23 protein-coding genes, 1 tRNA gene and 1 pseudogene are annotated in these 26,042 nt (G+C 66.8%); 16 read left to right on the top strand and 9 right to left on the bottom strand.

Translation table 11 applies throughout. The features are described from left to right. Nucleotides 1–928 precede the first annotated feature (928 nt). A tRNA-Leu gene (locus tag QX070_RS27860) sits at nt 929–1,015 on the bottom strand. 222 nt (nt 1,016–1,237) lie between these two features. Here QX070_RS27860 and QX070_RS27865 point away from each other — a divergent pair. After that, complete coding sequence (locus QX070_RS27865; RefSeq protein WP_315740363.1) at nt 1,238–2,206, top strand: complex I NDUFA9 subunit family protein; 969 nt, start codon at nt 1,238–1,240, stop codon at nt 2,204–2,206. Between the two features lie 124 nt (nt 2,207–2,330). Here the strand turns inward: QX070_RS27865 and QX070_RS27870 are convergent, their stop codons facing one another. Further along, the gene (locus QX070_RS27870) at nt 2,331–3,137 is read right to left on the bottom strand and encodes an undecaprenyl-diphosphate phosphatase (RefSeq protein WP_315740364.1); all 807 of its coding nucleotides are present in this window, start codon (nt 3,135–3,137) and stop codon (nt 2,331–2,333) included. A 357-nt stretch (nt 3,138–3,494) separates the two neighbouring features. Here QX070_RS27870 and QX070_RS27875 point away from each other — a divergent pair, with 357 nt between their 5' ends. Both QX070_RS27875 and queG read left to right on the top strand, forming a co-directional pair. Beyond that, nucleotides 3,495–4,187, top strand: coding sequence for a glutathione S-transferase family protein (locus QX070_RS27875; protein WP_315740365.1), 693 nt, complete (start codon nt 3,495–3,497; stop codon nt 4,185–4,187). Continuing rightward, entirely contained in the window at nt 4,136–5,320 is a 1,185-nt protein-coding gene (gene queG / locus QX070_RS27880; protein WP_315740502.1) for a tRNA epoxyqueuosine(34) reductase QueG, read from the top strand. Before QX070_RS27875 ends, queG begins: the two co-directional genes overlap by 52 nt. Before the next feature lie 11 nt (nt 5,321–5,331). Here the strand turns inward: queG and QX070_RS27885 are convergent, their stop codons facing one another. Continuing rightward, on the bottom strand, nt 5,332–6,117 hold the full coding sequence (locus QX070_RS27885) for an alpha/beta hydrolase (RefSeq protein ID WP_315740366.1): 786 nt from the start codon (nt 6,115–6,117) through the stop codon (nt 5,332–5,334). Between the two features lie 327 nt (nt 6,118–6,444). On the opposite strand from QX070_RS27885, the gene infC reads away from it, so the two are divergent. From infC to QX070_RS27925, 8 genes are all read left to right on the top strand, one after another. Then, entirely contained in the window at nt 6,445–6,984 is a 540-nt protein-coding gene (infC, locus tag QX070_RS27890; RefSeq protein ID WP_315740503.1) for a translation initiation factor IF-3, read from the top strand. 453 nt (nt 6,985–7,437) lie between these two features. Further along, nucleotides 7,438–7,638 (top strand): 50S ribosomal protein L35, encoded by a 201-nt coding sequence (gene rpmI, locus QX070_RS27895; protein ID WP_008539890.1) that lies wholly within the window; start codon nt 7,438–7,440, stop codon nt 7,636–7,638. Between the two features lie 77 nt (nt 7,639–7,715). Continuing rightward, on the top strand, nt 7,716–8,075 hold the full coding sequence (gene rplT, locus QX070_RS27900) for a 50S ribosomal protein L20 (protein ID WP_012040570.1): 360 nt from the start codon (nt 7,716–7,718) through the stop codon (nt 8,073–8,075). 143 nt (nt 8,076–8,218) lie between these two features. Continuing rightward, nucleotides 8,219–9,301: a phenylalanine--tRNA ligase subunit alpha gene (pheS, locus tag QX070_RS27905; protein ID WP_315740367.1), complete on the top strand. Its 1,083-nt coding sequence runs from the start codon at nt 8,219–8,221 to the stop codon at nt 9,299–9,301. 155 nt (nt 9,302–9,456) lie between these two features. Further along, nucleotides 9,457–9,957 (top strand): endonuclease domain-containing protein, encoded by a 501-nt coding sequence (locus tag QX070_RS27910; RefSeq protein WP_315740368.1) that lies wholly within the window; start codon nt 9,457–9,459, stop codon nt 9,955–9,957. Beyond that, nucleotides 9,954–12,362: a phenylalanine--tRNA ligase subunit beta gene (pheT, locus tag QX070_RS27915; protein WP_315740369.1), complete on the top strand. Its 2,409-nt coding sequence runs from the start codon at nt 9,954–9,956 to the stop codon at nt 12,360–12,362. Before QX070_RS27910 ends, pheT begins: the two co-directional genes overlap by 4 nt. Continuing rightward, a complete protein-coding gene (locus QX070_RS27920) occupies nt 12,359–13,135 on the top strand; it encodes a sulfite exporter TauE/SafE family protein (protein WP_315740370.1) in 777 nt (258 codons plus the stop codon). Before pheT ends, QX070_RS27920 begins: the two co-directional genes overlap by 4 nt. A gap of 33 nt (nt 13,136–13,168) precedes the next feature. After that, nucleotides 13,169–14,113: an MBL fold metallo-hydrolase gene (locus QX070_RS27925; protein WP_315740371.1), complete on the top strand. Its 945-nt coding sequence runs from the start codon at nt 13,169–13,171 to the stop codon at nt 14,111–14,113. 139 nt (nt 14,114–14,252) lie between these two features. On the opposite strand, the gene QX070_RS27930 is transcribed toward QX070_RS27925, so the two are convergent. Continuing rightward, nucleotides 14,253–15,665 (bottom strand): flavin monoamine oxidase family protein, encoded by a 1,413-nt coding sequence (locus QX070_RS27930; RefSeq protein WP_315740372.1) that lies wholly within the window; start codon nt 15,663–15,665, stop codon nt 14,253–14,255. A gap of 192 nt (nt 15,666–15,857) precedes the next feature. Here QX070_RS27930 and QX070_RS27935 point away from each other — a divergent pair, with 192 nt between their 5' ends. After that, nucleotides 15,858–16,835: a YiiX/YebB-like N1pC/P60 family cysteine hydrolase gene (locus QX070_RS27935; protein WP_315740373.1), complete on the top strand. Its 978-nt coding sequence runs from the start codon at nt 15,858–15,860 to the stop codon at nt 16,833–16,835. 16 nt (nt 16,836–16,851) lie between these two features. On the opposite strand, the gene QX070_RS27940 is transcribed toward QX070_RS27935, so the two are convergent. Next, entirely contained in the window at nt 16,852–17,127 is a 276-nt protein-coding gene (locus QX070_RS27940; RefSeq protein WP_315716843.1) for a metal-sensitive transcriptional regulator, read from the bottom strand. A 46-nt stretch (nt 17,128–17,173) separates the two neighbouring features. On the opposite strand from QX070_RS27940, the gene QX070_RS27945 reads away from it, so the two are divergent. Beyond that, nucleotides 17,174–19,867 (top strand): heavy metal translocating P-type ATPase, encoded by a 2,694-nt coding sequence (locus tag QX070_RS27945; RefSeq protein ID WP_315740374.1) that lies wholly within the window; start codon nt 17,174–17,176, stop codon nt 19,865–19,867. Nucleotides 19,868–19,943: 76 nt separating this feature from the next. Continuing rightward, nucleotides 19,944–20,696: a sulfate transporter family protein gene (locus QX070_RS27950; protein ID WP_315740375.1), complete on the top strand. Its 753-nt coding sequence runs from the start codon at nt 19,944–19,946 to the stop codon at nt 20,694–20,696. Here the strand turns inward: QX070_RS27950 and QX070_RS27955 are convergent. The 4 genes from QX070_RS27955 to nth form a co-directional block, all read right to left on the bottom strand. Then, nucleotides 20,634–22,253, bottom strand: a complete 1,620-nt coding sequence (locus QX070_RS27955; protein WP_315740376.1) for a DHA2 family efflux MFS transporter permease subunit — start codon at nt 22,251–22,253, stop codon at nt 20,634–20,636. The two genes, QX070_RS27950 and QX070_RS27955, sit on opposite strands and share 63 nt — an antisense overlap. Next, on the bottom strand, nt 22,250–22,756 hold the full coding sequence (locus QX070_RS27960; protein WP_315740377.1) for an isoprenylcysteine carboxyl methyltransferase family protein: 507 nt from the start codon (nt 22,754–22,756) through the stop codon (nt 22,250–22,252). The genes QX070_RS27955 and QX070_RS27960 overlap by 4 nt, the downstream gene beginning before the upstream one ends. Further along, nucleotides 22,753–23,805 carry a type III polyketide synthase gene (locus tag QX070_RS27965; protein WP_315740378.1) on the bottom strand — a complete coding sequence of 351 codons (1,053 nt, stop codon included), beginning with the start codon at nt 23,803–23,805 and terminating at the stop codon, nt 22,753–22,755. The genes QX070_RS27960 and QX070_RS27965 overlap by 4 nt, the downstream gene beginning before the upstream one ends. A gap of 209 nt (nt 23,806–24,014) precedes the next feature. Then, a complete protein-coding gene (nth, locus tag QX070_RS27970) occupies nt 24,015–24,839 on the bottom strand; it encodes an endonuclease III (RefSeq protein ID WP_315740379.1) in 825 nt (274 codons plus the stop codon). 22 nt (nt 24,840–24,861) lie between these two features. On the opposite strand from nth, the gene QX070_RS27975 reads away from it, so the two are divergent. Both QX070_RS27975 and QX070_RS27980 read left to right on the top strand, forming a co-directional pair. Then, complete coding sequence (locus tag QX070_RS27975) at nt 24,862–25,395, top strand: DUF2244 domain-containing protein (RefSeq protein WP_315740380.1); 534 nt, start codon at nt 24,862–24,864, stop codon at nt 25,393–25,395. A gap of 158 nt (nt 25,396–25,553) precedes the next feature. Next, a pseudogene (locus tag QX070_RS27980) lies at nt 25,554–25,890 on the top strand (GIY-YIG nuclease family protein). Nucleotides 25,891–26,042: the final 152 nt, after the last annotated feature.

Genomic DNA, 26,042 nt, shown 5'->3' on the forward strand with positions numbered 1-26,042 from the left:
ATGGCTCGAAATTGCACCGCGCCGAGCCCTCTCACCCCCCTAATTCGGATTCTTGCCCAGCCTCGTCGGGCAAATCACCTGCACATTTCCGCGCGTCCCTGCTGCCGCATGAGGGGCGTTTCGCGACCGTCACGGATCGTTGGCAGTGGGATGCGATGGGCGTGTGTCGACGCAGCGTGAATTAGTTCGCGCGGACGAACGGCGATGCACGCACGGTCAAGTCGCGCGGTCCTGATATCCCGATGCTGATATCAACTCATGTCGAAGCTTTCGCTTCGCGTGGGGATGGTGGCCAACAAGCCCGGCGCACCAGGGAGAACGCGAAGCAGCCGTTAAAACCAATCGCGCAGGGAGGGCCGGATGATCCGGCGCGTACCTGTGGTTCCTGCCGCCAGCATTTTCCTTCGCTGGCGGGCCATGGGTGCGGTCGGCACCCGGCTCTCCCTGCGCCCTCATGATTTCGAGGGCGAGACGATCGGCACAGCTCGGGCGCAAAGCGCGCCGCGAGGCTGATAGGTCTTGCCCTAAACGAGAAGGACCACGGCGGTCATGGTGATCACTCAACACGAAGGCGGTGCCCACCCTCCCCTGAAGGGGGAGGGTCGCCTCACGGAGAGCGAAGCGAAACGTGAGGCGGGGTGGGGTGATCTCTCCTCTGGCGCTGGCGTGCGTGGAGAGATCACCCCACCCCGCTCGCCCGCTTCGCGTGCGATCGACCCTCCCCCTCCAGGGGAGGGTGGAGGCTCGCAGCCGGCAGCAGCGGCTACATCACGGGCGTTGAAAGGAGGATTATCGGCTGGCTCGGGGACGAGCGTGTCGCTGATGTCCCGAAGACATCAGCTAAATCGATGCCACCCAATCAGATCCGGAGGCGCATCAGCGCCGTCGTCTGTCACAGAGTTCTGTGCGGGGGAGGTCACCACCAAAATGGTGCCCAGGAAAGGACTCGAACCTTCACGGCCGTTAAGCCACTGGCACCTGAAGCCAGCGCGTCTACCAATTCCGCCACCTGGGCATGGGGGCGCTGTGTACGGATCGAACGGGCGCTTGTCAAACCGCTGAACGCCCAAGATGACAATTTTTCTGAAGCCATGCGCAAAAACACGGCTCCCTTTTCCGCGGTGCGGGCGATGGGCTATACAGCGGCCCAGGATGGCGGGCCGCGGAGTGCGAATCGCCGCTGACAGCTATCTCGTCCGGGGCGGACCGACCGCCCGGCAATCCCAGGACTCATTCCATGGCATCGAATCTGGACACATTGGTTACCGTCTTCGGCGGCTCCGGCTTCGTCGGGCGCAACGTGGTCCGGGCGCTGGCCAAGCGCGACTACCGCATCCGTGTCGCGGTGCGCCGGCCGGAGCTCGCCGGCCACCTGCAGCCGCTCGGCCGGGTCGGCCAGATCCACGCCGTACAGGCCAATCTGCGCTATCCCGACTCGGTCGCATCAGCGCTGCGTGACAGCCATGTCGCGATCAACCTGGTCGGCGTCCTGACCGAGAGCGGCGCGCAGACCTTCGAGGCCGTGCAGGCCGAGGGTGCCGCCACCGTCGCCAAGGCGGCGGCCGCCGCTGGCGCCCGCATGGTGCACGTCTCAGCGATCGGCGCCGACGCGGAGTCGGCCTCGAGCTATGCCCGCGCCAAGGCGGCCGGCGAGACCGCCGTGCTGGCCGCGGTGCCCGAGGCCGTGATCATGCGCCCCTCGGTCGTGTTCGGCCCCGAGGACCAGTTCACCAACCGCTTTGCGGCGCTCGCGCGGGTCTCGCCGTTCCTGCCGCTGATCGGCGGCGGCGAGACGAAGATGCAGCCGGTCTATGTCGGCGACGTCGCCACCGCGGTGGCCGATGCGGTCGACGGCAAGGCGCAGCCGGGCGCGACCTACGAGCTCGGCGGGCCGGAGGTGCTGAGCTTCCGGGAGATCCTGAAAATCATCCTCGACATCACCGACCGCGACCGCGCGCTGCTGCCGCTGCCGTTCGGGCTCGCCAAGCTGCAGGCCGCAATCCTGCAGTTCGCGCCGGGGCCGCTGAAGCTGACGCCCGACCAGGTCGAGCTCTTGCGCTACGACAACGTGGTGTCGGAAGCCGCGAAGGCGGCCGGGCTGACCTTGCAGGGCCTCGGCATCACGCCGGACTCGCTCGAGGCGGTCGCCCCGCAATATCTCTGGCGCTTCCGTCCGTCCGGGCAGTTCCAGCGCAAGAACGCGTGAGGGGCCACCGGCCTCTCCACGTCATTGCGAGGAGCGAAGCGACGAAGCAATCCAGAGTCTCGCCCACCAAACTGGATTGCTTCGCTTACGCTCGCAATGACGGTGGATGGAGCTGGGGCTCAGCTCACTTCCCCAGCGCCAGCGCGATCAGGCCGAGGGTGCCGACGATCACGCGCCACCAGGCGAACAGCACGAAGCCGTGGCGGGTGACGTAGCCGAGGAAGGCCTTCACCACGATCATGGCGGTGATGAAGGAGACGACGAAGCCGATCGCGATGAGGCCGAGGTGATCGGACGTCATCTCGGCGCGGCTCTTGTAGAAGTCGTAGACGAAGGCGCCGACCATGGTCGGGATCGCCAGGAAGAAGGAGAACTCCGCGGCCGAGCGCTTGTCGCCGCCGAGCAGCATCGCCGCCACGATGGTGGCGCCGGAGCGCGACACGCCTGGGATCATGGCCAAGCACTGCGCGACGCCGATCCACAGATACATCATGAGCGGATAGCGCGTGGCGTCGTGCTCCCGCGGCTTGAGATCGATCTGATCGACCCACAGCAGGATGGCGCCGCCGACGATCAGCGAGAAGCACACGACCCAGGGATCGAACAGGAGCGCCTTGATGTACTTGCCGGCGATGAGGCCGATGATGACGGCGGGCAGGAAGGCGATCAGCACGCCGATGATGAATCGGCGGTCGTCAGCGTTCGACATCGCGCCGATGGCGACGCGCGACAGCTTGAAGAAGTACAGCGCGACGATGGCGAGGATGGCGCCGAGCTGGATCAGGATCGCAAAACTCTTCCAGAACCCCTCGTCGCCGAGCCCGAAGAAGCGTTCCGCCAGCAACAGATGGCCGGTCGAGGATACGGGAAGAAACTCGGTGACGCCCTCGATTATGCCGAGAAGCACCGCCCGCAGCGTATCTGACATCATTGATCGGATCCTGGATTGCCGGCAAAACGCGGCCCTTCTCGCCTATTCGGCTCCCGCCCGCAATTGCAAAAAGCGCTCGAACCGGCCACATCCGATGAATGAACCGGCGTGTGATCGGCCATGCGAATCAGAACGAGGCAATGCCGGACAGCGGATCGGGCGCGCTGATCGCTGTTCCCGAAAGCGCCGTTTCCCGCATGACCGCCCGTCGCCCTACTGCTTACACTTTCGCCGACCATGCGCTAATGGTCCGATTCGCGAGCGCACCCGCGCGCCGGTATCGGGACGAGGCGTCGGTGCGAACCGATGGTTGATTGTTCGTTAAGCGCCGTAGCCGCGGAATCGTCGAAAGGCTCCATGTACACGCTCTACCACCATCCCTTCTGCCCGCATTCACGCTTCGTCCGGCTGGTGCTCGGCGAATACGGGCTCGATCTGCGCCTGGTGGAGGAACGCGCCTGGGAGCGCCGCGAGGCGTTTCTCGTGCTCAATCCCGCGGCCATCACGCCGGTGCTGTCGGTCGAAGGCCTGCCGCCGGTGCCCGGTGTCGGCGTGATCGCCGAGTTCATCGACGAGACCTGCGGGCCCGAGATGGGCGATCGCCGGCTGATGCCGGCGTCGGCGGCCGAGCGCGTCGAGGTGCGCCGGCTGATGGACTGGTTCAACACCAAGTTCTTCGAGGAGGCCTCGAACCTGCTGGTCACCGAGCGCATCTACAAGCGCTTCATGAGCGAGGAGGATGGCGGCGGGCCGCCGTCGACCGACGTGATTCGCGCCGCCAAGACCAATGTGCGCTATCATCTCGCCTATATCGGCTGGCTGGCGCAGCGGCGCAATTTCCTGGCCGGCGACCGGCTGACCTATGCCGACCTGGCCGCCGCCGCGCATCTGTCGGCGATCGACTATCTGGGCGACGTGCCATGGATCGAGGACGACGCAGCGAAGGCGTGGTACGCGCGGGTGAAGTCGCGGCCGTCGTTCCGGCCGCTGCTCTCCGACTGGCTGGCGGGCGTCCCGGCGTCGCGGACCTATGTGGACCTGGACTTCTGAGCGCCGATAGGCCCACGCCGGAGACGTTGAAGGCGGCGCTGACCGTCGAGGCGCAACGGCTGGGCTTCGATGCCATCGGCATCACCGCCCCGGTCGTGAGCGCCGAGCGGGCCGCCGCGTTCGAACGCTTTCTCGCCGCCGGCCAGCACGGCGACATGGACTGGCTGGCGCGCGAGCCGTCCCGCCGCACCGATCCCACCACGCTGTGGCGCGAGGTCCGCAGCATCATCATCCTCGGCGTCAATTACGGCCCCGACGAGGATCCGCGCGCGGTCCTGTCCCAGCGCAGCAACGCTGCGATTTCGGTCTATGCCCGCGGCGACGACTATCACGACGTCATCAAGAAGAACCTCAAGACGCTCGCCCGCTGGCTGGTCGCGCAATCCGGCGGCGACGTGAAGGTGTTCGTCGACACCGCGGCCGTCATGGAGAAGCCGCTGGCCGAAGCGGCCGGGCTCGGCTGGCAGGGCAAGCACACCAACCTGGTGTCGCGCGGTTTCGGCTCCTGGCTGTTCCTCGGCGCCATCTACACCACGCTGGACCTGCCCGCCGATGCGCCGGAGCGCGATCATTGCGGCTCGTGCCGGGCCTGCCTCGACAGCTGCCCGACCGCGGCGTTCCCGGCCCCCTACAGTCTCGATGCGCGGCGCTGCATCTCGTATCTCACCATCGAGAACAAGGGGCCGATCCCGCGCGAGTTCCGCAGGGCGCTGGGCAACCGCATCTACGGCTGCGACGACTGCCTCGCCGCCTGCCCGTGGAACAAGTTCGCGCAAGCGGGGCGCGAGGCGAAGCTGGCAGCCCGCGAATCGCTGCGGTCCCCCGATCTCGCCGAGCTGGCTGCGCTCGACGACGCCGCGTTTCGCGCACTGTTCACGAAATCGCCGATCAAGCGCATCGGCCGCGACCGCTTCCTGCGCAACGTGCTGATCGCGATCGGCAACTCCGGCGATGCGGCGCTGACGCCGGCCGCCGAGCGGCTGGCCGCCGATCCGAGTCCGCTGGTGCGCGGTGCCGCCGCCTGGGCGCTCGCTTGGCTGCTCGACGAGGCTGCTTACGCGCGACATGCGGAGGCGGCGCTGACGTCGGAGACCGACGAGAGCGTCCGCGCGGAATGGCAGGCGCGATGCTGAGGCGGGCCGCGTCAGCCCATCTCGCCGACGGCGGCCAGCATGCGCGTGATGTCCTGCGGACGCGACAGCCGGTGGTCGCCGTCCTGGATCATGGTCAGCACCACGTCTTCGGCCGGCAGGCGGTGGGTCAGTGCGAACGCATGCTGCCAGGGGACGTCGCGGTCCTGCGCGCCCTGCAGGATGCGCACCGGGCAGCCGACCTTGATGGCACCGCCGAGCAGGAGATGATTGCGCCCGTCCTCGATCAGCGCCCTGGTGATGGGATAGGGCTCGCCATACTCCGACGGACGCATCCAGACGCCCTTGGACTCGATCTCGGTCCGGACCACCGGCGGGAAGCCCTTCCACATCAGCTCCTCGGTGAAATCGGGCGCCGGGGCGATCAGGACCAGGCCGGCCAGCGTCGCCTCTGCCGGGTCCTTGAGCAGCTCGCGCGCCAGCAGCAGCGCCATCCAGCCGCCCATCGAGGAACCGATCACGACCTGCGGTCCGCGGCAGAATTGCCGGAACACCGCAACACTCTCCTCGAGCCAGCGGCCGATAGTGCCGTCGACGAAGCGGCCGCCGGATTCACCGTGACCGGAATAGTCGAAACGGACGCAGGCGCGGCCGCGCTCGGCGGCCCAGGCGTCGAGCGCCAGCGCCTTGGTGCCTTTCATGTCGGAATTGAAGCCACCGAGCCAGAACAGCCCGGGCGGGCGGCCTGGCCGCGCCCGCACCGCGATCCGGCGCGACGATTCGCCCGCGCCGACGGTGACGAAGACGGGCGTATCGGCATTTTCTGCAGCAGGGTTCATGGATCGTTACTCGATTTCGGGGGCTGTGTGGGCGAACCAGCCGGTCGCGTCAATCCGCTCGACCGGGCACTGCCGCTTGCGAAAGGGCCCTGCGCACTCTATGTCCGCGAGCGGAACCACGAGGCCTCGAAAGTGCGGTTTTGATCGCCATTCTTGACCATGTGGTCCCTTTGGGGGAATGCACGGCCGCGCCGAAGTCCTGCGCGTGCGACGCAAGAGCCATGACGGCCGGATGTTAATTCGACGCACGGGACGCCAGCTGTCTTGCCCGCGAGGGCATCTTCCTTCAAAATAGTCGCCTTCTTCCACAACCTTGGAGAACTACCCATTCGCCGCCCCAATCGAGCCCCGCCCGCTGCCGTCAAAGACGGGCCGCGCACAAATGATGAGATTCGCAATGCGCAGATCCAGCTGATCGATTCAGAAGGTACCAACCGCGGCACTGTCGAGACCGTGGTTGCGATCAAGATGGCCGCTGATGCCGGCATGGATCTGGTCGAGATTTCGCCGAACAACAATCCTCCCGTCTGTAAGATCATGGACTACGGGAAGTACAAGTATTCGGCGCAGAAGAAGGCCGCCGAGGCCCGCAAGAAGCAGAAGGTCGTCGAGATCAAGGAGATCAAGCTCCGCCCGATGATCGATGACCACGACTACGACGTGAAGATGCGGGCGATGCAGCGCTTCTTCGAAGAGGGCGACAAGGTCAAGATCACGCTGCGCTATCGCGGCCGCGAAATGGCGCACCAGGAGATCGGCACCAAGCTGCTCGACAAGGTCAAGTCCGACGTCGCGGCTTTCGCCAAGGTCGAGCAGGACGCGCGGTTCGAGGGACGCCAGGTGGTCATGGTTCTGGCCCCGCGCTAGTCGCCAGCCACCGACGCACCAAACCGAGCCCGCCACACGTCTGGCGGGCTTTTCTCTTGAGGCCCCCGTCAGAACCGCTCTTTGCGGGCGCGGATCAGGACCTGCCACCGCCCGCTGCAGCTGCCGGAGGAGCCTTTGCGGCTCCACCGAACGGAGCCGGCCGGTGCTGGTGGCCGAGGGCCGCCCTGGGATACCTGTACCCGCGGCTCGCATGTCGGCTGACCATGGCTCGGACGAGCCGATTCGGCGGTTCAGCGTTGCCAAGAGCCACCGTCTCTGGCATAAGCGCGGCCTTCGTCGCCCGGCTGATCAAGGGCTGCCGTGGCGATGTCCCTGTGCGGGTGGGTCCTCGTTTGGACCCGAAACCTGAGCACAACCAACGCTCTAACGAGCATTTTCGCCGGATGGCGCCGCTCTAGCGGGCGGCTTGCCGTTGGCATGAAGGAGAGCCAAATGCCCAAGCTGAAGACCAAATCCGGCGCCAAAAAGCGCTTCAAGGTGACTGCCACCGGCAAAGTGATGCACGCCCAGCGCGGCAAGCGCCACGGCATGATCAAGCGGACGAAGAAGCAGATCCGGCAGCTGCGCGGCACCCGCGTGCTGTTCAAGACCGACGGCGACAACGTCAAGAAGTACTTCTTGCCGAACGCCTGACCGGCCTCTCGCTTCCGAAACCCTGGCCGCCTCCAAGCCGCGGCTGATCGCCATCTCTGAATCCAAGGATACCCGGCATGTCTCGCGTCAAACGCGGTGTGACCGCCCACGCCAAGCACAAGAAAGTCTTCAAGGCCGCCAAGGGCTATTACGGCCGCCGCAAGAACACGATCCGCACCGCCAAGCAGGCCGTCGAGAAGGCCGGCCAGTATGCGTTCCGCGATCGCAAGCGCAAGAAGCGCACCTTCCGCGCGCTCTGGATCCAGCGCCTGAACGCCGCTGTGCGTCCGTTCGAGCTGACCTACAGCCGATTTATCGACGGCCTGTCCAAGTCCGGCATCACCGTCGACCGCAAGGTGCTGTCGGATCTCGCGATCAACGAGCCCGCCGCGTTCCAGGCGATCGTTGAGAAGGCCAAGGCGGCGCTCGCCGCCTGATCGCCCTTCCTCATCGCGAGGACTGCAAAGCGGCCGACGATCTCGGCCGCTTTTTGCTGTTCGGCGACATCGATCCTTTCGCTTGACCCCTGTCGCCCGCGCGGCGACAACCCAGCCGCCTTTGTCCCGCGGAGATTTTGACCGTGTCCGACCTCGCCTCGCTCGAGACCTCGATCCTCGACCAGATCGCCACCGCCGGCGATGAAGCCGCGCTGGAAGCCGTGCGCGTCGCAGCCCTCGGCAAGAAGGGCTCGATCTCGGCGCTGCTGGCCACGCTCGGCAAGATGTCTCCCGACGAGCGCAAGACGCAAGGCGCGGCAATCAACCTTGCCAAGGACAAGGTCACGCAGGCGCTGACCGCGCGCCGCGAGGTGCTCAAGGCCGCAGCGCTGGACGCGAGGCTCGCGGCCGAGACCATCGACGTCACCCTGCCGCTGCAGGATTCGCCGGCCGAGACCGGCCGCATCCATCCGCTCAGCCAGGTGATGGACGAATTGACCACGATTTTCGCCGACATGGGCTTCTCGATCGCGGAGGGCCCCGATGTCGAGACCGACGACTACAACTTCACCAAGCTGAACTTCCCGGAAGGCCATCCGGCGCGGGAGATGCACGACACGTTCTTCTTCAATCCGAAGCCGGACGGCTCGCGCATGCTGCTGCGGACCCACACCTCGCCGGTGCAGGTGCGGACGATGCTGAGCCAGAAGCCGCCGATCCGCGTGATCTGCCCGGGCCGCACCTACCGCATCGATTCGGACGCGACCCACACGCCGCAATTCCACCAGGTCGAAGGCCTCGTCATCGACAAGGGCTCGCATCTCGGCCACCTCAAATGGATCCTGCACGAGTTCTGCAAGGCGTTCTTCGAGGTCGACCACATCAACATGAAATTCCGGCCGTCGTTCTTCCCGTTCACCGAGCCGTCGCTCGAGGTCGATATCCAGTGCCGCCGCGACAAGGGCGAGATCCGCTTCGGCGAAGGCGAGGACTGGCTGGAGATTCTCGGCTGCGGCATGGTGCATCCGAACGTGCTGCGCGCCTGTGGCATCGATCCCGACGAGTACCAGGGTTTTGCCTGGGGCATGGGCATCGACCGCATTGCGATGCTGAAATACGGCATGAGCGACCTGCGCCAATTGTTCGAAGGCGACGTCCGCTGGCTGTCCCACTACGGCTTCAAGCCGCTGGATGTGCCGACGCTCGCGGGGGGATTGAGCGCGTGAGCGTTGCCGGCCTCGCTGTCTCCGCTCGGGCGGTAGGACTCCCTCTCCCGCTTGCGGGGGAGAGCTGGATCCCCCGCGCGCGCGCTTCGACAACCACCGGTTTCTCCGTTCCCTCCCCCCTTGTGGGGGAGGGTCAGGGAGGGGGGTAGCCCCGGATGCCGCACGCAGTTGTCAGCGAGCGCCATCGCCGCCGGGCGAAGCAACTTCGCCAGGCGATGACGCGCGCCGAGACACTGCTCTGGCGCTACATCAAGGCGAACCGGATCGATGGCGCCAGCTTTCGCCGCCAAGTCCCGTTTCGTAACTACATTGCTGACTTCGTCTGCTTCTCGGCAAAGCTTGTCATCGAACTCGACGGGGAATCGCATGATTTCGCCGAACGGCAGGCAAGAGACGCCCAACGCGACGCATTCTTCGCAGCCGAAGGCTTTGAAGTCCACCGCTTCACCAACGAGCAGGTGACTTCGAACTTGGAAGGCGTCGTTGAAGCCATCCGTCAGGCTCTCGCCGTCCGCGCCCGTGGCTTACCCCCCTCCCCAACCCTCCCCCACAAGGGGGGAGGGAGCGGAGAGAGCTGTGCAAGCGGCCAAGACGGCACATACGAAGCCAACACACACGATACAAACACCAGCAAGATCCGAGGCATGCAGCCATGAAATTCACTTTGTCCTGGCTGAAGGACCATCTCGACACCGATGAGCCGGTGGAGAGGCTCGCCGAGAAGCTCACCATGATCGGCCTCGAGGTCGAGCATCTCGAGGACAAAGCGAAGCTGCTCGCGCCCTATCGAATCGCGCGCGTCGTTTCCGCCGAGCAGCACCCGAACGCCGACCGCTTACGCGTCTGCATGGTCGACACCGGTGACGGTGGCGCGCCGGTGCAGGTGGTGTGCGGTGCGCCGAACGCGCGCGCGGGCCTGGTGTCGGTGTTCTCGCCGCCCGGCACCTACATCCCCGGCAAGAACATCACGCTCTCGGTCGGCACGATCCGCGGCGTCGAGAGCCGTGGCATGCTGTGCTCGGCGGCCGAGCTGCAGATTTCCGACGATCACGACGGCATCATGGAGCTGCCGGCGGATGCGCCGATCGGCACTCCTTACGCGGAGTGGGCCGGCCTCGGCGATCCCATGTTCGAGATCAACCTGACGCCGAACCGCCAGGACTGCACCGGCGTGCACGGCATCGCCCGCGACCTCGCCGCCGCCGACATGGGCAAGCTGAAGGACCCCGGCATCAAGCCGGCGAAGGGCGAGCTCCCCTGCCCGGTGAAGGTCACGGTCGAGGACGAGAAGCTTTGTCCGGGCTTCGCGCTGCGACTGGTGCGCGGCGTCAAGAACGGCCCGTCGCCGAAGTGGCTGCAGCAGCGCCTCACATCGATCGGCCTGCGCCCGATCAACGCGCTGGTCGACATCACCAACTACATGACCTTCGACCGCGCGCGTCCGCTGCACGTGTTCGACGCCAAGAAGGTGAAGGGCAATCTGGTCGTCCGCCGCGCGCGTGACGGCGAGACCCTGCTCGCGCTCGACGGCCGGACCTACACGCTCGACCATTCGATGTGCGTCATCGCCGACGATTCCGGCGTCGAATCGCTCGCCGGCATCATGGGCGGCGAAGCCTCCGGCTGCGACGAAGGCACCACCGACGTGCTGATCGAATCGGCGCTGTGGAACGAGATCAACATCGCCCAGACCGGCCGCAAGCTCGGCATCAATTCCGACGCGCGCTACCGCTTCGAGCGCGGCGTCGATCCGGCCTTCATGGTGCCGGGCCTGGAGATGGCGACCAGGCTCGTGCTCGAGCTTTGCGGCGGCACGCCGTCGGAGACCGTCGTCGTCGGCAATCCGTTTGGTGATGACCGTATCATCGATTTCCCACTGACCGAGGTGAAGCGGCTGGCGGGCATCGAGGTGCCGCTGACCGAGATGCGGCGGATCCTGACGCATCTCGGCTTCGTGGTCGCCGGCAACGGCCCGGTCGTGAAGGTCGCGGTGCCCTCCTGGCGCAGCGACGTGCATGGCAAGGCCGACATCGTCGAGGAGGTCGTGCGCATCGTCGGCGTCGACAAGGTGCCGATGACGCCGTTCGAGCGCGGCGATGCCCCGCGCAAGCCGGTGCTGACGCCGATCCAGCTGCGCACCCGGCGCGCCAAGCGCGCGCTGGCGGCGCGCGGCATGGTCGAGGCCGTGACCTGGTCGTTCATCTCCAAGCCGGCGGCCGAGCTGTTCGGCGGCGGCAAGGCCGAGCTCGCGCTTGCGAACCCGATTGCCGCCGATCTCTCCGACATGCGGCCGAGCCTGCTGCCGGGACTGATCGCAACCGTGCAGGCCAACGCCGATCGTGGCTTCGGCGATGCCGCGATCTTCGAGGTCGGGCAGATCTTCAAGGGCGATGGCCCCGCGGACCAGCTCATGGCGGCGAGCGGCATCCGCCGTGGCGTCGCGTCGGCGAAGGGTCTCGGCCGACATTGGACGGGATCTCAGGCGGCGAGCGCTTACGACGCGAAGGCCGATGCACTCGCCGTGCTGGCGGCCGCCGGCGCGCCGATGGCGTCGCTGCAGATCGTCGCCGGCGGCCCCGCCTGGATGCATCCGGGACGCTCCGGCACGATCCAGATGGGACCGCAGAACGTGCTCGGCCATTTCGGCGAGCTGCATCCGCGCACGCTCGAGGCGCTGAAAGCCGACGGGCCGCTCGTCGCCTTCGAGGTGATCCTGGATCGCATTCCGGCCGCCAAGGCGAAGCCGACGCGCGCCAAGCCGGTGCTGGAGCTGTCCGCATTCCAGCCGGTGTCGCGCGACTTCGCCTTCATCGTCGATCGCAAGGTCAAGGCCGGCGATATCGTGCGCGCCGCGCAGGGCGTCGACAAGAAGCTGATCACCGATGTCGCCGTGTTCGACGTCTACGAGGGCAAGGGCATCGAGGACGGCAAGAAGTCGGTAGCGATCGCCGTCACCCTGCAGCCGCGCGAGAGGACGATGACGGACGAGGAGATCGACGCCGTCGCGGCAAAGATCACGGCCGACGTTGGCAAGAAGACCGGCGGCACGTTGCGCGGATGAGCCTGTCCGGGCTCATCCCTGCCGATCTCAGCCTGTTCGCGGCGGTCGCGCTGGCGATCGTCGCTTTCATCGCCGCAACCGCGCGCGGCTTCTCCGGCTTCGGCGCGGCGCTGATCTTCATGCCGCTCGCGAGCAGCTTTGCGACGCCCCGTCTGGTCGCGCCGCTGCTGCTGGTGATCGACTTCGTATCGATGGCCCCAATGGTGGCGCCGGCCTGGCGCGAGGCCGACCGCAAGGCCACCGCCGTGATCGTCGCGGGTGCGTTGGTCGGCGTGCCCGTGGGCACCTATTTCCTCAGCCGGCTGGACCCTGTCACCGTACGCTGGATCATCACCGGTTTCGTGATCGCGCTGCTTGCGCTGCTGCTGTCCGGCTGGCGCTATCGCGGCAGGGAGTACACCGCGCTGTCGGTCGCTGTCGGCTATATCTCCGGATTCTGCAGCGGACTGGCGCAGACCGGGGGCCCGCCGATCGTCGGCTACTGGCTGGGACGCCCGATCCCGCCAAAGATCGCGCGAGCGAATATCGTGCTGTTCTTCGGCGCATCGGACTTCTTCGCGATGGTGAGCTACGCAATGAGCGGGCTGATCACCTGGGATTCGCTGAAGCTTTCGCTGCTGATCGGTCCGGTCTACGCGCTTGGTGTCGCGTTCGGCGCGTCGCTGTTCGGCCGTGCCAGCGAGCAGGTGTTTCGCGCCATCTGCTATGCGCTGATCGCAATCGCCGTGATCGCCGGCCTGCCGGCCCTCGACGGCGTGCTCGGGCGGGGTTAGCCTTCCTGCAACGAAGCAGACAGGGAGGCCACCGTGATCCATCGGCGAACAATGCTCAAGCTCGCGCTGGGAACGGCCGGCGCCATCGCGGCGCCCGCGGCGTTCGCGCAAGGCGCGAAGACGGGCACGCGCATCGTCTTCCTCGGCACCAAGGGCGGCCCACGCGTCGGCGTGGGCGCTTCAAATCCGGCCAACCTCGTCGTCGTCAACGGCACGCCGTTCGTGATCGATTGCGGCATGGGCGTCAGCCGTCAGCTCGTCAGTGCTGGGGTTCCGATCCCATCGATCAAGTACATCCTGATCAGCCACCACCATTCCGATCACAATCTCGAATACGGCAACCTGTTCTACAACGCCTGGGCCGCAGGATTGTCGACGCCGATCCAGTCGTTCGGACCGAGGGGCCTGGAGGCGATGACCAGGAGCTTCTGGGAAACTAACAAGTTCGACGTCGACACCCGCATCGCGGACGAAGGCCGGCCAGATCCGCGGCCACTCCTGGTCGCGAAGGATATCGACGCGGACGGCGTCGTGCTGAAGACAGCGAACGTGACGGTAACCGCGTTCCGCACGCCACATCCGCCGATCACCGACAACTTCGCGTACAAGTTCGAGACGCCCGACGGCACGATCGTGTTCTCGAGCGACACCGCCTATAACCCGAAGCTTGCAGAGTTTGCCAAGGGCGCCGATGTGCTCGTGCATGAATGCCTCTATGTGCCCGCGGTCGATCGGCTGGTCGCCAAGACGAAGAACGGCTCGACGCTGAAGAAGCACCTGCTCGACAGCCACACGACCACGGAAGACGTCGGACGCATCGCCGCGGCTGCAGGCGTGAAAGTGCTGGCGCTCAGCCACTTCGTACCCGGTGATGATCCCGAAGTGACGGACGAGGACTGGACGCGGGACGTGAAGAAGAACTACACGGGCCGCATCGTGGTCGCGAAAGACCTGATGGAATTGAAGCTGCCTGTGTAGCCAAGGCTGGGCGTGCTTCAATCGGCAGCTCGCCTGCATCAGCCGTAGGGTGGGCAAAGGCGCAGCCGTGCCATTTCAACGCTTGAGATCGCAGTTGCGCCGTGCCCACCATCTTGCTGATGAGTTTGCGGATCGACGGTCAATCCTCCGGCGAGGCCGAGCGCACCTTGCCGCGACGGCGCGGTCGTTGCCGCTCACTGCTCGGCTCCGGCTCGGCGTCCTTGATCGCGCCGATCCGGCGCAGCGCGGCTTCCGCGGCGCGCTCGCCGGAGTCCCAGGCGCCGTCGACCGTGCCCCACAGCGTTTCGTGCGTGGCCTCGCCGGCCAGGAACAGCGGGCCCAACGGTTCGCCCAGAATTTTGCGGGCGCCCTGGCTGCCGGGCGTGGCCGCCGACATCGCGCCGAGCACGCCCGGCACCTGGTTCCAGCGCGTGGCTGCTGACGACTTCACCGCTGCGGCGGCTTCACTTCCAAACAGCTTGCCGATCCACTCCCTGGCGAAGTCGGCCATCGCCGCCTCGCCCTGCGCTGATAGTTCGCGGCCGAAGGCGCCGGCAACATCGACGGTACAAAGCGACGATCCACCGATATTGGCAAGCAGCAGACCCGTGCGGTTGGAATTGCTCTGCTCGATGATGACCTCGTCCCGCGACAGGCCGAGCGGATTGCCCGCCAGCATCAGCGCAATGTGATCGTAGCTGCCGAGGCTGAGCTTGGCGGCGGCGTCGAGCTGCCGCTTCGGCAGCTCGGGCGCGAACTTGATGGCGCCTGACGTCAGCACGTTGGTCGACACCGTGAGGATGACGGCGCGCGTCGCGATTCGCCCCGCCGGCGTTTCCACCGCGACGTCGCGGTTGGTCCACACGACGCGCGTTGCCGGAGTCGACAGCGATGACGGCAACGATTCGCCGAGCTTGGCGAGGAACGTGCCCAGCCCCTGCCGGCAGGCCAGCGGAGCGCTGCGACCCTGTGCGCGCGCCTTGTCCATCGCGGAGAGATCGGCGAGATCCTTTCCGGTCGCGCTGGCGCCGAGCACGAACGCGGTGGTGCTGGTCCAGTCGCCCAGATCTTTCGGCAGCGCCGCGGCGCAGGAGGTATCGAGCTTGCCGCGCGCCGCCTCGTCGATGGCGCGATTGGCGCGCACCAGCCCGGCCAGGAACTGCTCGGTCTCGCCGGGCCGCGCATTGCGCCGGCCGACCCGGATCTTCTGCCCGACGGGAGCCGCGACGAGATCGAGTCCGACGCCGCGCGCGAGCCTTCCGATGGGATTGCTGTCGGCGCTGAGCAGCCAGCGGGCGCCGCGATCGAACGGCACGCCGAAGGTGGCGACATCCGTGCTGCAGCGACCGCCGATCTGCGGCGCGGCCTCCAGCACCACGACCTTGCGGTTGGCGGCCACGATCCGGCGGGCCGCGGCGATTCCCGCCGCACCCGCCCCGATCACGACAATGTCAGCCTCGCGCGGAACAGCCGCCTGCGCGGCGCGGCCTGAGATGGGCAGCGCGGCCAGCGCCGCGGAAGCGGAGAGGAAGCCGCGGCGCGTGAAGTTCATGACATGGTTTCCGAAAGCTTTGAACGAAACGAATACCGACCGAATTTGCCGTATCTGCTGCGCTGCGGCAACCGGGATGGTAAACGCAATACCGTGCGGACTGCTTCGACTATGAACCAAATTGCAACCGCAATCGACCATCATGGAAGAAGGGAAAAGCCGGCGACCGGCCAAGGTCGCCCGGGGAGCGTTATGGGTATCGTGCTCGACCAGATCGGCAAGCTGATTGCCGCCTATCTCCAGAAGGAGATCCCCGGCTATGAGCCGTTCACGCCGAGCGATCCGGACTACCTGCGCAAGGACGTCCAGCCCGGCGACGTGCTGCTGGTCGAGGGCAACAGCCGCATCTCCGGCATCATCAAATATCTCACGCAGTCGACCTGGTCGCACGCCGCGCTCTATGTCGGCCCCATCGATGGCGCCGTCGAGCCCGACGGGGAGCCGCATGTGCTGGTCGAAGCCTATGTCGGCGACGGCGTGATCTCGGCGCCGCTGTCGAAATACTTCGCCTATCATACCCGCGTGTGCCGTCCGGTCGGCCTGACCTATGAGGACCGGCATACGGTGTGCCGCTACGCCATCAATCGCATCGGCTTCGGCTACGACACCAAGAACATCATCGACCTGATGCGCTATCTGATCCCGATGCCGGTTCCGCAACGCTGGCGGCGGCGTATGATCGCGCTGGGTTCGGGCGATCCGACCAAGATGATCTGCTCGGCGCTGATCGCGCAGGCGTTCGACGCGGTCCGCTATCCGATCCTGCCGAAGATCACGCGGGCCCCCTCACGGCGCGCCAAGCGCGAGATCCTGCACATCCGCGATTCGTCGCTCTACATGCCGCGCGACTTCGACATCTCGCCCTATTTCGAGATCATCAAGCCGACCATCGTCAATGGATTCGACTACACGACGCTGCACTGGGCCGACAAGCAGAAGCCGCTCGCGGAGGTAGCGGGCGAGTTCGCCGTGTTTCCAGGCTCCGTCACAGCGCCGCCGCTCGTTCCTGAGGCGGCTGACGAAGAGGCGGCGCAGCCGGTTCCGGCTGAGGAAATGATGATCGAGGAAGTCAGCGAACGGCTCGTCGTCAACGAGCACTACCTCGTCACCGAGCCGGTGCGGCAGGTCGCGCCGCGCGCGGCTGCCCGACGGCGCAAGGTCGCGGTTTGATCGTCATCCATTCTGCTCAGCGATCCGACCGGCCGATCACGTCCATCAGCTCCGCGATCTTCTGCCGCTGATCGGCCTTGTCGCCAGAGGCGATCGCGTGCTCGACGCAATGGGCGACGTGGTCGCGCAGGATCTCCTCCTCGACCCGGCGCAGCGCCGCCCGCACAGCGGAGATCTGGGTCACGATGTCGATGCAGTAGCGGTTGTCCTCGACCATCTTCGACAGGCCCCTGACCTGCCCTTCGATCCGGCTCAAACGTTTCTGACAGGATGTCTTGATGTCCTCGCGCATGGAGCCTATATACCCCTACAGGGTATAGGTTTCAAGAGGCTGGGCGATGTCGGAAACCAAACACGAGCATGGTAGCGCGGCGGCCGGCGAGGGCGGATGCGGCTGTGGATCGCACGCGCGCGCGGTGGAAACCGGACACAACCAAGCATCCGCGGACAACTGTTGCAGCGATCGTGCCGGCGCGGCGCCTGACGGCGATTCGGGGGCCTGCTGCGGCGGCTCGGACCACGCTGCGCCTGAACCGGCGAAGGTCACGGATCCGGTCTGCGGCATGTCGGTCGATCCGGCGACCTCGACGCATCGCTTCGAGCATCAGGGTCACACCTTCCATTTCTGCTCGGCCGGGTGTCGCACCAAGTTCGCCGCCGATCCCGCCAAGTATCTCGCAGCCGCACCTGCAGCCGCGCAGTCGTGCTGTGGCGGTCATGAGCACCATGCGCATCAGCATGACCAGGCAAAGGTCATCGATCCCGTCTGCGGCATGAGCGTCGATCCCGCGACCTCGAAGCATCGCTTCGAGCACGAGGGTCACACCTTCCATTTCTGCTCGGCCGGCTGCCGCACCAAGTTCGCGGCTGATCCCGACAAATATCGCGGCGAACGCGAGTCGCCGCCCGCGATGCCGGCAGGCACGATCTACACCTGCCCGATGCATCCCGAGATCCGGCAGGTGGGCCCGGGCACCTGCCCGATCTGCGGCATGGCGCTGGAGCCCGACGTCATCAGCCTCGACGACGCGCCCAATCCCGAGCTCGCCGACATGACACGGCGATTCTGGATCGGCACCTTGCTCGCCGCTCCCGTCGTCGTGCTCGAGATGGGCGGCCACCTCGTCGGCGGCCATGGCTTTGTCGATCCGATGTTGTCGAACTGGATCCAGCTCGCGTTGGCGACACCAGTCGTGCTGTGGGCCGGCTGGCCGTTCTTTGTCCGCGGCTGGCAATCGGTCCAGACCCGCAATCTCAACATGTTTACCCTGATCGCCATGGGCACGGGCGTCGCCTATGTCTACAGCGTGGTCGCGACCCTAGCGCCGCAGGCGTTTCCGCCGGCGTTCCGCGGCCACGGCGGCGCGGTCGCGGCGTATTTCGAGGCGGCCGCCGTGATCACCGTTCTCGTCCTGCTCGGCCAGGTGCTGGAGCTGCGCGCGCGCGACGCGACGTCGGGCGCGATCAAGGCGCTGCTGCAGCTGGCGCCGAAGACGGCGCGGCGGCTCGATGCCGACGGCAACGACCACGAGGTGGAGATCGCCGAACTCGCGGTCGGCGATCGCCTGCGCGTGCGCCCGGGCGAGAAGGTGCCGGTCGACGGCATCATTCTCGAAGGCCGCTCCTCGCTCGACGAATCGTTGGTGACGGGCGAGTCGATGCCCGTGACCAAGGCCGAAAGCGAGCGCGTCATCGCCGGCACCTTGAACCAGACCGGCAGCTTCGTGATGCGCGCCGACAAGGTCGGCCGCGAGACCCTGTTGTCGCAGATCGTGCAGATGGTCGCCGACGCGCAGCGCTCGCGCGCGCCGATCCAGCGCCTCGCCGACCAGGTCGCGGGCTGGTTCGTGCCGATGGTGATCGCAGCAGCCATTGCCGCCTTCGTCGCGTGGTACGCGTTCGGTCCCGATCCGCGCTTCGCCTTCGGCCTCGTCGCCGCCGTGAGCGTGCTGATCATCGCCTGTCCCTGCGCACTCGGTCTCGCGACGCCGATGTCGATCATGGTCGGCGTCGGTCGCGGCGCCCAGGCGGGCGTGCTGATCAAGAGCGCCGAGGCGCTGGAGCGGATGGAGAAGGTCGATACGCTGGTCGTCGACAAGACCGGCACCTTGACCGAGGGCAAGCCGAAGGTGACGGCGATCGTCACCGCCGATGGTTTCGACGAGACCGAGGCGCTGCGACTCGCGGCAAGCGTGGAGCGCGCCAGCGAACATCCGCTCGCCGCGGCCGTCGTCCGTCATGCCACCGAGCGCAACATCAAGCTCGCCGACGTCAAGGGCTTCGACGCGCCGACCGGCAAGGGCGCCCGCGGCGAGGTCGACGGCAAAGCCATCGTGCTCGGCACCGCCACCTACCTGGCCTCACTCGGCATCATCACCGATACGCTGGGCGTCGAGAGCAAGCGGCTGCGCAGCGAAGGCGCCACCGTGATCACGATGGCCGTCGACGGCAAGCCGGCAGCGCTGTTTGCGATCGCCGATCCGGTCAAGGCCTCGACGCCGGAGGCGCTGAAGGCCCTCGCGGCCGACGGCATCAAGGTGATCATGCTGACCGGCGACAACCGCACCACGGCCACCGCGGTCGCGCGCAAGATCGGCATCACCGAGGTCGAGGCCGAGGTGCTGCCCGAGCAGAAGAGCGCGGTGGTCGCGCGTCTGCGCGCCAGCGGCAAGATCGTCGCGATGGCCGGCGACGGCGTCAACGACGCGCCGGCGCTCGCCGCGGCCGACGTCGGCATCGCGATGGGCACCGGCACCGACGTCGCCATGGAGAGCGCCGGCATTACGCTTCTCCAGGGCGACCTCGGCGGTATCGCGCGGGCGCGAAAGCTGTCGGCGGCGACGATGCGCAACATCCGCCAGAACCTGTTCTTCGCGTTCATCTACAACGCCGCCGGCATCCCGATCGCCGCGGGCGTCCTCTATCCCCTGTTCGGCATCCTGCTGTCGCCGATCATCGCCGCCGCCGCGATGTCGCTGTCGTCGGTCAGCGTGGTCGGCAACGCGCTGCGACTGCGGGCGACCGAACTTTGATACGATGCCGGCGGACTTGCCGAAGCCCGCCGGCATGTCTACCTCTGCCGCGGGCTTTGCAGCGAGGGACCCCGCCATGATCGACGCCGCCATCAAGGCGATTTCGCAGATTTTGTCGCCGCCGATGCGCTCGATCCTGTGGCGCGCGATCGGGCTGGCGCTGGTGCTGGTCACGGTGCTCGCGATCGGGCTGCAGCGGCTCTTGACCTGGCTCGCGACCGCCGGCGAGGGCTGGGCGGAGGCCATGCTCGGGCCGAACTCGCACGGCACCCTGGAGGTGCTCACCTGGATCATCTCGATCGCCGCCGGCTTCGGCGTCGTGTTCGGCGGCATCATGCTGATGCCGGCGATCACCTCGGTGATCGCGAGCCTGTTCGTCGACGACGTCGCGGACCTCGTCGAGCGCGAGCATTATCCAGCCGAGCGCCCCGGCGTCGCCCTGCCCTTCGGCGTCGCCATCATCGAGGGCCTCAAGGCCGCCGGCCTCACCATCCTGATCTATCTGGTCGCCCTGCCCTTCGTGTTCCTGGCCGGCGCCGGCTTCGTGATCTTCTTCCTCGCCACCGCGTGGCTGCTCGGCCGCGAATATTTCGAGCTGGCCGCGATGCGCTTCCGGCCGCCGGCGGAGGCCAAGGCGATGCGGCGCGACAATGCGGTGACCGTGTTCACCGCGGGGCTGATCATCGCGGCCTTCGTCACCATCCCGATCGTGAACCTGGCGACGCCGCTGTTCGGCATGGCCTTCATGGTCCACCTGCACAAGCGCCTATCCGGACCGCGGCCCGAACTGATCGAGCCGTCGCCGGAGCGCCGGCTGCGCAGCCTCTAGCGCCATCATCCGCGGCGACAGGCTCGCCGCCTTGCTGCGGGCGAAGGGGATCAGCAGGAAGCCGAGCAGCGCGACACCGGCGAGCAGCGACCACGCCTCGTTGACGCACAGCGCCAGCGAGGCCTTCTCGACCAGCGGCCGGACATAGGCGATCGCCTGCTCCTCCGAGACGCCGCGCGGCCGGTTGCGCAGCAGCTCCGGCGCGAGCCCGATCGCCTTGGCCGCCGCGGTATCGCCGGCCAGCAGGCGGTCGCGAAACGCCTGGGCATGCATGGCGACGCGGCCATAGATGATGGTGTCGATCAGCGCGATGCCGATGGCGCCGCCGAGATTGCGCATCAGGTTGAACAGCCCGCTGGCATCAGCGACCTCGGCCTGCGGCAGGTCGCCGAGCGCGATCCGCGTCGGCGGCAGCAGGCAGAACATGATGCCGACGCCGCGCACCACCTGCGGCCAGAACATTTCCTGATAGTCCGCGGTCGGCGGCTGGAACGCGCTCGCGGCCAGACCGAAGCCGAACAACACGAAGCCGAACGCCGTCAGGAGACGCGCGTCGACCTTGCCGTCCAGCGCCGTCACCAGCGGAGCGGCGATCAGTTGCGCTACGCCGGTGACCAGCATGACCTTGCCGATCTCGAACGCATCGTGGCCGCGCACGAAGGCGAGGAACACCGGCATCAGATAGACCGAGCCGAACAGCCCGATGCCCAGACAGAAGCTCGACAGGCAGCCGAGCGTGAACGACCGCCGCTGAAAGCTGCCGAGCCGCAGGATCGGATGCGGCGAGGCCAGCAGGCGCTGGATCAGCAAAGTGAGGCATGACGCGCTCAGCACCAGAAACGCAATGCAGTTCGACGACAGCCAGCCGCCCTTCGGGGCCTCCTTCAGCCCGAGCTCGAGGCTGGCCAGGGACACCGCGAGCAGCAACAGCGCAACCAGGTCGAGCTTGTCGAGCTCCGCGAGATCCATGCGCTGCTTCGGCAGCAGGCTTGGCGTCATCAACGCGGCGATGATGCCGGGCACGATGTTGATCAGGAACAGCCAGGGCCACGACCAGGTGTTGGTGATGAAGCCGCCGACGACCGGGCCGATGGTCGGTGCGAGCACCGCGACCACGCCGCCGATCGTCGTCGCGACCGCGTGCAGGCGCGGTGGAAACAGCAGGAACACGGCGGAGAACACGACGGGGATCAGGAGACCCCCGAAGAAGCCCTGCAGCACGCGAAACGCCAGCAGCGTGTGAAAATCGCCGCTGAACGCGCAGCCGAGCGAGGCGGCGGTGAAGATGCCGACGGCGCCGACGAACAGCCAGCGCAACGTGAACACGCGCGTGAGCAGCCCGGTGAGCGGAATGGCGATGATCTCGGCGATCAGATACGCCGTCTGGATCCAGCTCATCGCCTCCGGCGTGATGCCGAGCGCCTCCTGGATGGTCGGCAGCGACGTCGCTACCACCTGGATGTCCAGGATCGCCATGAACATGCCGACGCACATCAGGATGAAGCCGAGCCAGGTGGCGAGGCTCGGACGATCCTGCGGCGCGGCCGATGCGCTCATGCGGTCTGGCCGCCGCCGATGCCGGTGAGTGCTTCCGATTCGGCGCGGATGCGGATGAACAGCACCGCCGCATTCAGGCCTGAGAAGATCAGCGCGATCAGCGGCAGATGCAGCGCCAGCGGCAGCAGCGCGATCTCGGCTGCGACCACCAGATAGTTCGGATGCGAGATGTAACGATAGGGACCATCGGTCACCAGCGGCGCACCGGGCAGGATGATGATGCGCGTGGTCCAGCGCGGGCCGAGCGTCGCCAGCACCCACCAGCGCAGCCCCTGCAGCAGCACGAAGGCGCTCAAGAGCCACGGGTCGACCTCCTGGTCGGCGCCGAGCAGCCACAGTGACACCAGCCAGGCCGCATGCATCGAGATCATCAGCGGATAATGATCCGCCCCGACCTCGATCGCGCCCATGGCGCGCAGGCGCTTGGTGTTGTGGCGGGCGAGCACGAGCTCGCCGAGCCGTTGCATGGTGACGAGGGCGAGGACGAAGGCGGCGAAGGTCATGCGGCGTGCCTCAATGAAACGCAGCTTGCGGTGAAACCAGGTCCGAGCGCTGTGAGCACCGAGCGCGGCGGCAAGCCCCGGGCGCGGGCGCGCTCCAGCACGAACAGCACCGTCGGCGCGGACATGTTGCCGTAGTCGGCGATGATCTCGCGCTCATGATCTAGCGTGCCCTGGCCGAGCGACAGCGCGCGCTCCAGCGCCGTGATCACCTTGGCGCCGCCGGGATGGCAGACGAAGCGGTCGACGTCGGCAGGCGCGAGCTTCATCCGCTCCAATATCTCGGTGACCGCCGGGCCCATGTTCTCGGTGACGAAATCGGGAATGGTGCGCTGGAAGATCACGCCGAAGCCCTCGGGATCGACGCTCCAGCCCATGATATCCAGCGTATCCGGCCACAGCTTCTCGCCGGTCGCCTCGACCCTGATAGCGCCGCCATCGCCGGCGCGCAGGATCGCCGCTGCGGCACCATCGCCGAACAGGCTCAGCGCGACGATGTTGGCTTTCGTCAACTCATCATGGCGCACCGCGAGCGTGCACAATTCGAAGGTCACCAACAGCACATTGGTGCCGGGCCGGGCCTGCGCCAGCCGCGCAGCGATCGACAGGCCCGAGACGCCGCCGGCGCAGCCAAGCCCGAACACCGGCACGCGCGACACGTCCGCGCGGAAACCCAGGCGGCCGGCGACACGCGCTTCCAGCGTCGGCGTCGCGATGCCCGTCGAGCTCACGGTGACGATGGTGTCGATGTTGGCGGCTGCGAGATCGGCCTGCGCCAGGGCCTTGTTGGTCGCATCGATGAACAGCGCCTCGGCACCTTCGAGATAGGCCTCGGTGCGCTCAGGCCAGCCGCGGCGCTCCATGTACCATTCGATCGGCTTGACGCCGTAGCGCTGGCGGATGCCGGTGTTGGCGAACAGGCTCGCCATCGTGTCGAACTGCGGAAAGCGCGGCGACAGCACCACGCGGGCGGCCTCCATCACCACGTTCTGGCGGAACTGATGCGGTGGCACCGAGGTCGCGAGCGACACGAGTGCGGCGGTATGGTCCATGCGGCTGATCCTTCAACGTCCCGGCGCAGAAAGGTCCGAGAACGCGGGAATCGTCACGCGCCACTCACATCGCCCCGGATTATGGGTGTCATCTTATGTCCAATGCGGGCGGCGATGTGGCCCGGCCATGGTGAGACGGCGTCGCGCCGTGACACAATAGTGACTGTCAAACGCGTTCTCAGGCGAAACCGTTCGTCACGCACAACGTATCAGGCCGTCTTCTCGGGCCAGCGGCAGAGGTCCTTGATCAGGCACAGCTCGCAGCGCGGCTTGCGCGCCAGACACGTGTAGCGGCCGTGCAGGATCAGCCAGTGATGCGCGTGCAGCATGAACTCGGCCGGGATCACCTTCTCCAACCCGAGCTCGACCTCCAGCGGCGTCTTGCCGGGGGCCAAGCCGGTGCGGTTGCCGACGCGGAACACATGGGTGTCGACCGCCATCGTGTGCTCGCCGAACGCCATGTTGAGCACGACGTTCGCGGTCTTGCGGCCGGCGCCCGGCAGCGATTCCAGTTCAGCGCGCGTGCGCGGCACCTCGCCGCCGAATTCGCTGATCAGCTTCTGCGACAGCGCGATCACGTTCCTGGCCTTGGTGCGGTAGAGGCCGACGGTCTTGATGGTGTCGCGGAGCTTGTCCTCGCCGAGCGCGATCATCTTTTGCGGCGTGTCGGCGACGGCGAACAGCGGCCGCGTCGCCTTGTTGACGCCGGCGTCGGTCGCCTGCGCCGACAGCACCACGGCCACCAGCAGGGTGTAGGGGTTGAGGTGCTCGAGCTCGCCCTTCGGCTCCGGATTGGCCTGAGCGAAGCGGCTGAAGGCCTCGCGGATCTCGGCCGGGGTCCAGGGCCTGGTCGCGCTCAACGCTTTCTTGACTGGCCGGGCAGGGCTCTTCGGCTTGGCCGTCGGAGCCTTCTTGGCGGCCCGTTTCGATTCGGCCTTAGGGGCTGACTTGGGAGCGGCCTTGGGAGCGGCCTTCTTCAAGGGGCTGCGAACCGGCGCCGGCTTGGCGCGTTGGGGGCGGGTGATTTTGGCCATGATCCGGGTATACTGAGGCCCCATGACGCCAGGCAATGCTTTTGCGTATCAGGAGACCGGCACCGACGCCGCTGATCCCGAGCTGTTCGCGGCTCGGCTGACGCCGCATCGCTCGCTCAACCGCACCGGGTTTCTGGTGCTGATGGTCGTGGTCTGCGCCATCAGCTTCATCGGCGGCCTCGCCTCGCTGCTGATGGGCGCTTGGCCCGTGCTGGGCTTCTTCGGCCTGGATGCGCTGGCGATCTACTGGGCCTTCAAGGTCAACTTCCGCCGCGCCAACGCCTATGAGGACGTCTCGATCACCCTGACCGAGCTGCGCCTGCGCCGCGTCAGCCACAAGGGCCACGTCATGGAATGGCGCTTCAACCCGCTCTGGGTGCGGCTCGACCAGGAAACCCACGAGGAGTTCGGCATCGAGCGCCTCTACCTCGTCGCCCGCGGCCAGCGCGTGGCGATCGCGAGCTTCCTGGGCCCGGAGGAAAAGGCCAGCTTCGCCAAGGCGCTGACGGCGGGGCTGCAGGCCGCGAAACGCGGGCCGGTGTATAATCCGCTATAGGGCGTTATCTCGGCCAGCACTCCCCTGGGGAACGAGGAGCAACCCCGCGGCCGTCCTTGGGTCTCGCACCATGAGGCCACAGCACGGGCCTCGCCCTTCGAGACGCCCGCCTTCGGCGGGCTCCTCAGGGTGAGGAGAGACAGGGCACGAGGATCGTCATGACCGAACGCGCGTATCTCTACATCGTGCTCTGCGCCGACGGACGCCTGTACGTCGGAACCACGAGGACATCGCTGGAGCTGAGGGTCGCCCAGCATAATGACGGGACCTTCGGCGGGTACACGTTGACCCGGCGTCCCGTCAAACTGCTCTACTCGCAGTGGTTCGAGCGGATCACGGATGCCATCGAAAGCGAACGCCGCCTGAAGAAAATGGAGTCGCGCCAAGAAAGAGGCCTTGATCCGCGGCGATCTCGATGCGCTGCAGGCTCTCTCAGCGCGCAGAACGGCTTTCGGGGGGAAGACCTTCGCCCGCAAAGAGGCCCCAAGGCGATAAGATGAAGCAGTGGTCCATTCCCTCGCCATGAACACGCTGTCGGCGTGTTCGTGGTTTTGTGTGCAGCGGCCGTTTGCGGCGCTTGACCCTCATGGTGAGGAGCGCCGCCCAAGCGGCGCGTCTCGAACCATGAGGCCCGAAACGATCAGCCC

It is taken from the genome of Bradyrhizobium sp. SZCCHNR1093, from assembly GCF_032381175.1.
Taxonomy (GTDB): domain Bacteria; phylum Pseudomonadota; class Alphaproteobacteria; order Rhizobiales; family Xanthobacteraceae; genus Bradyrhizobium.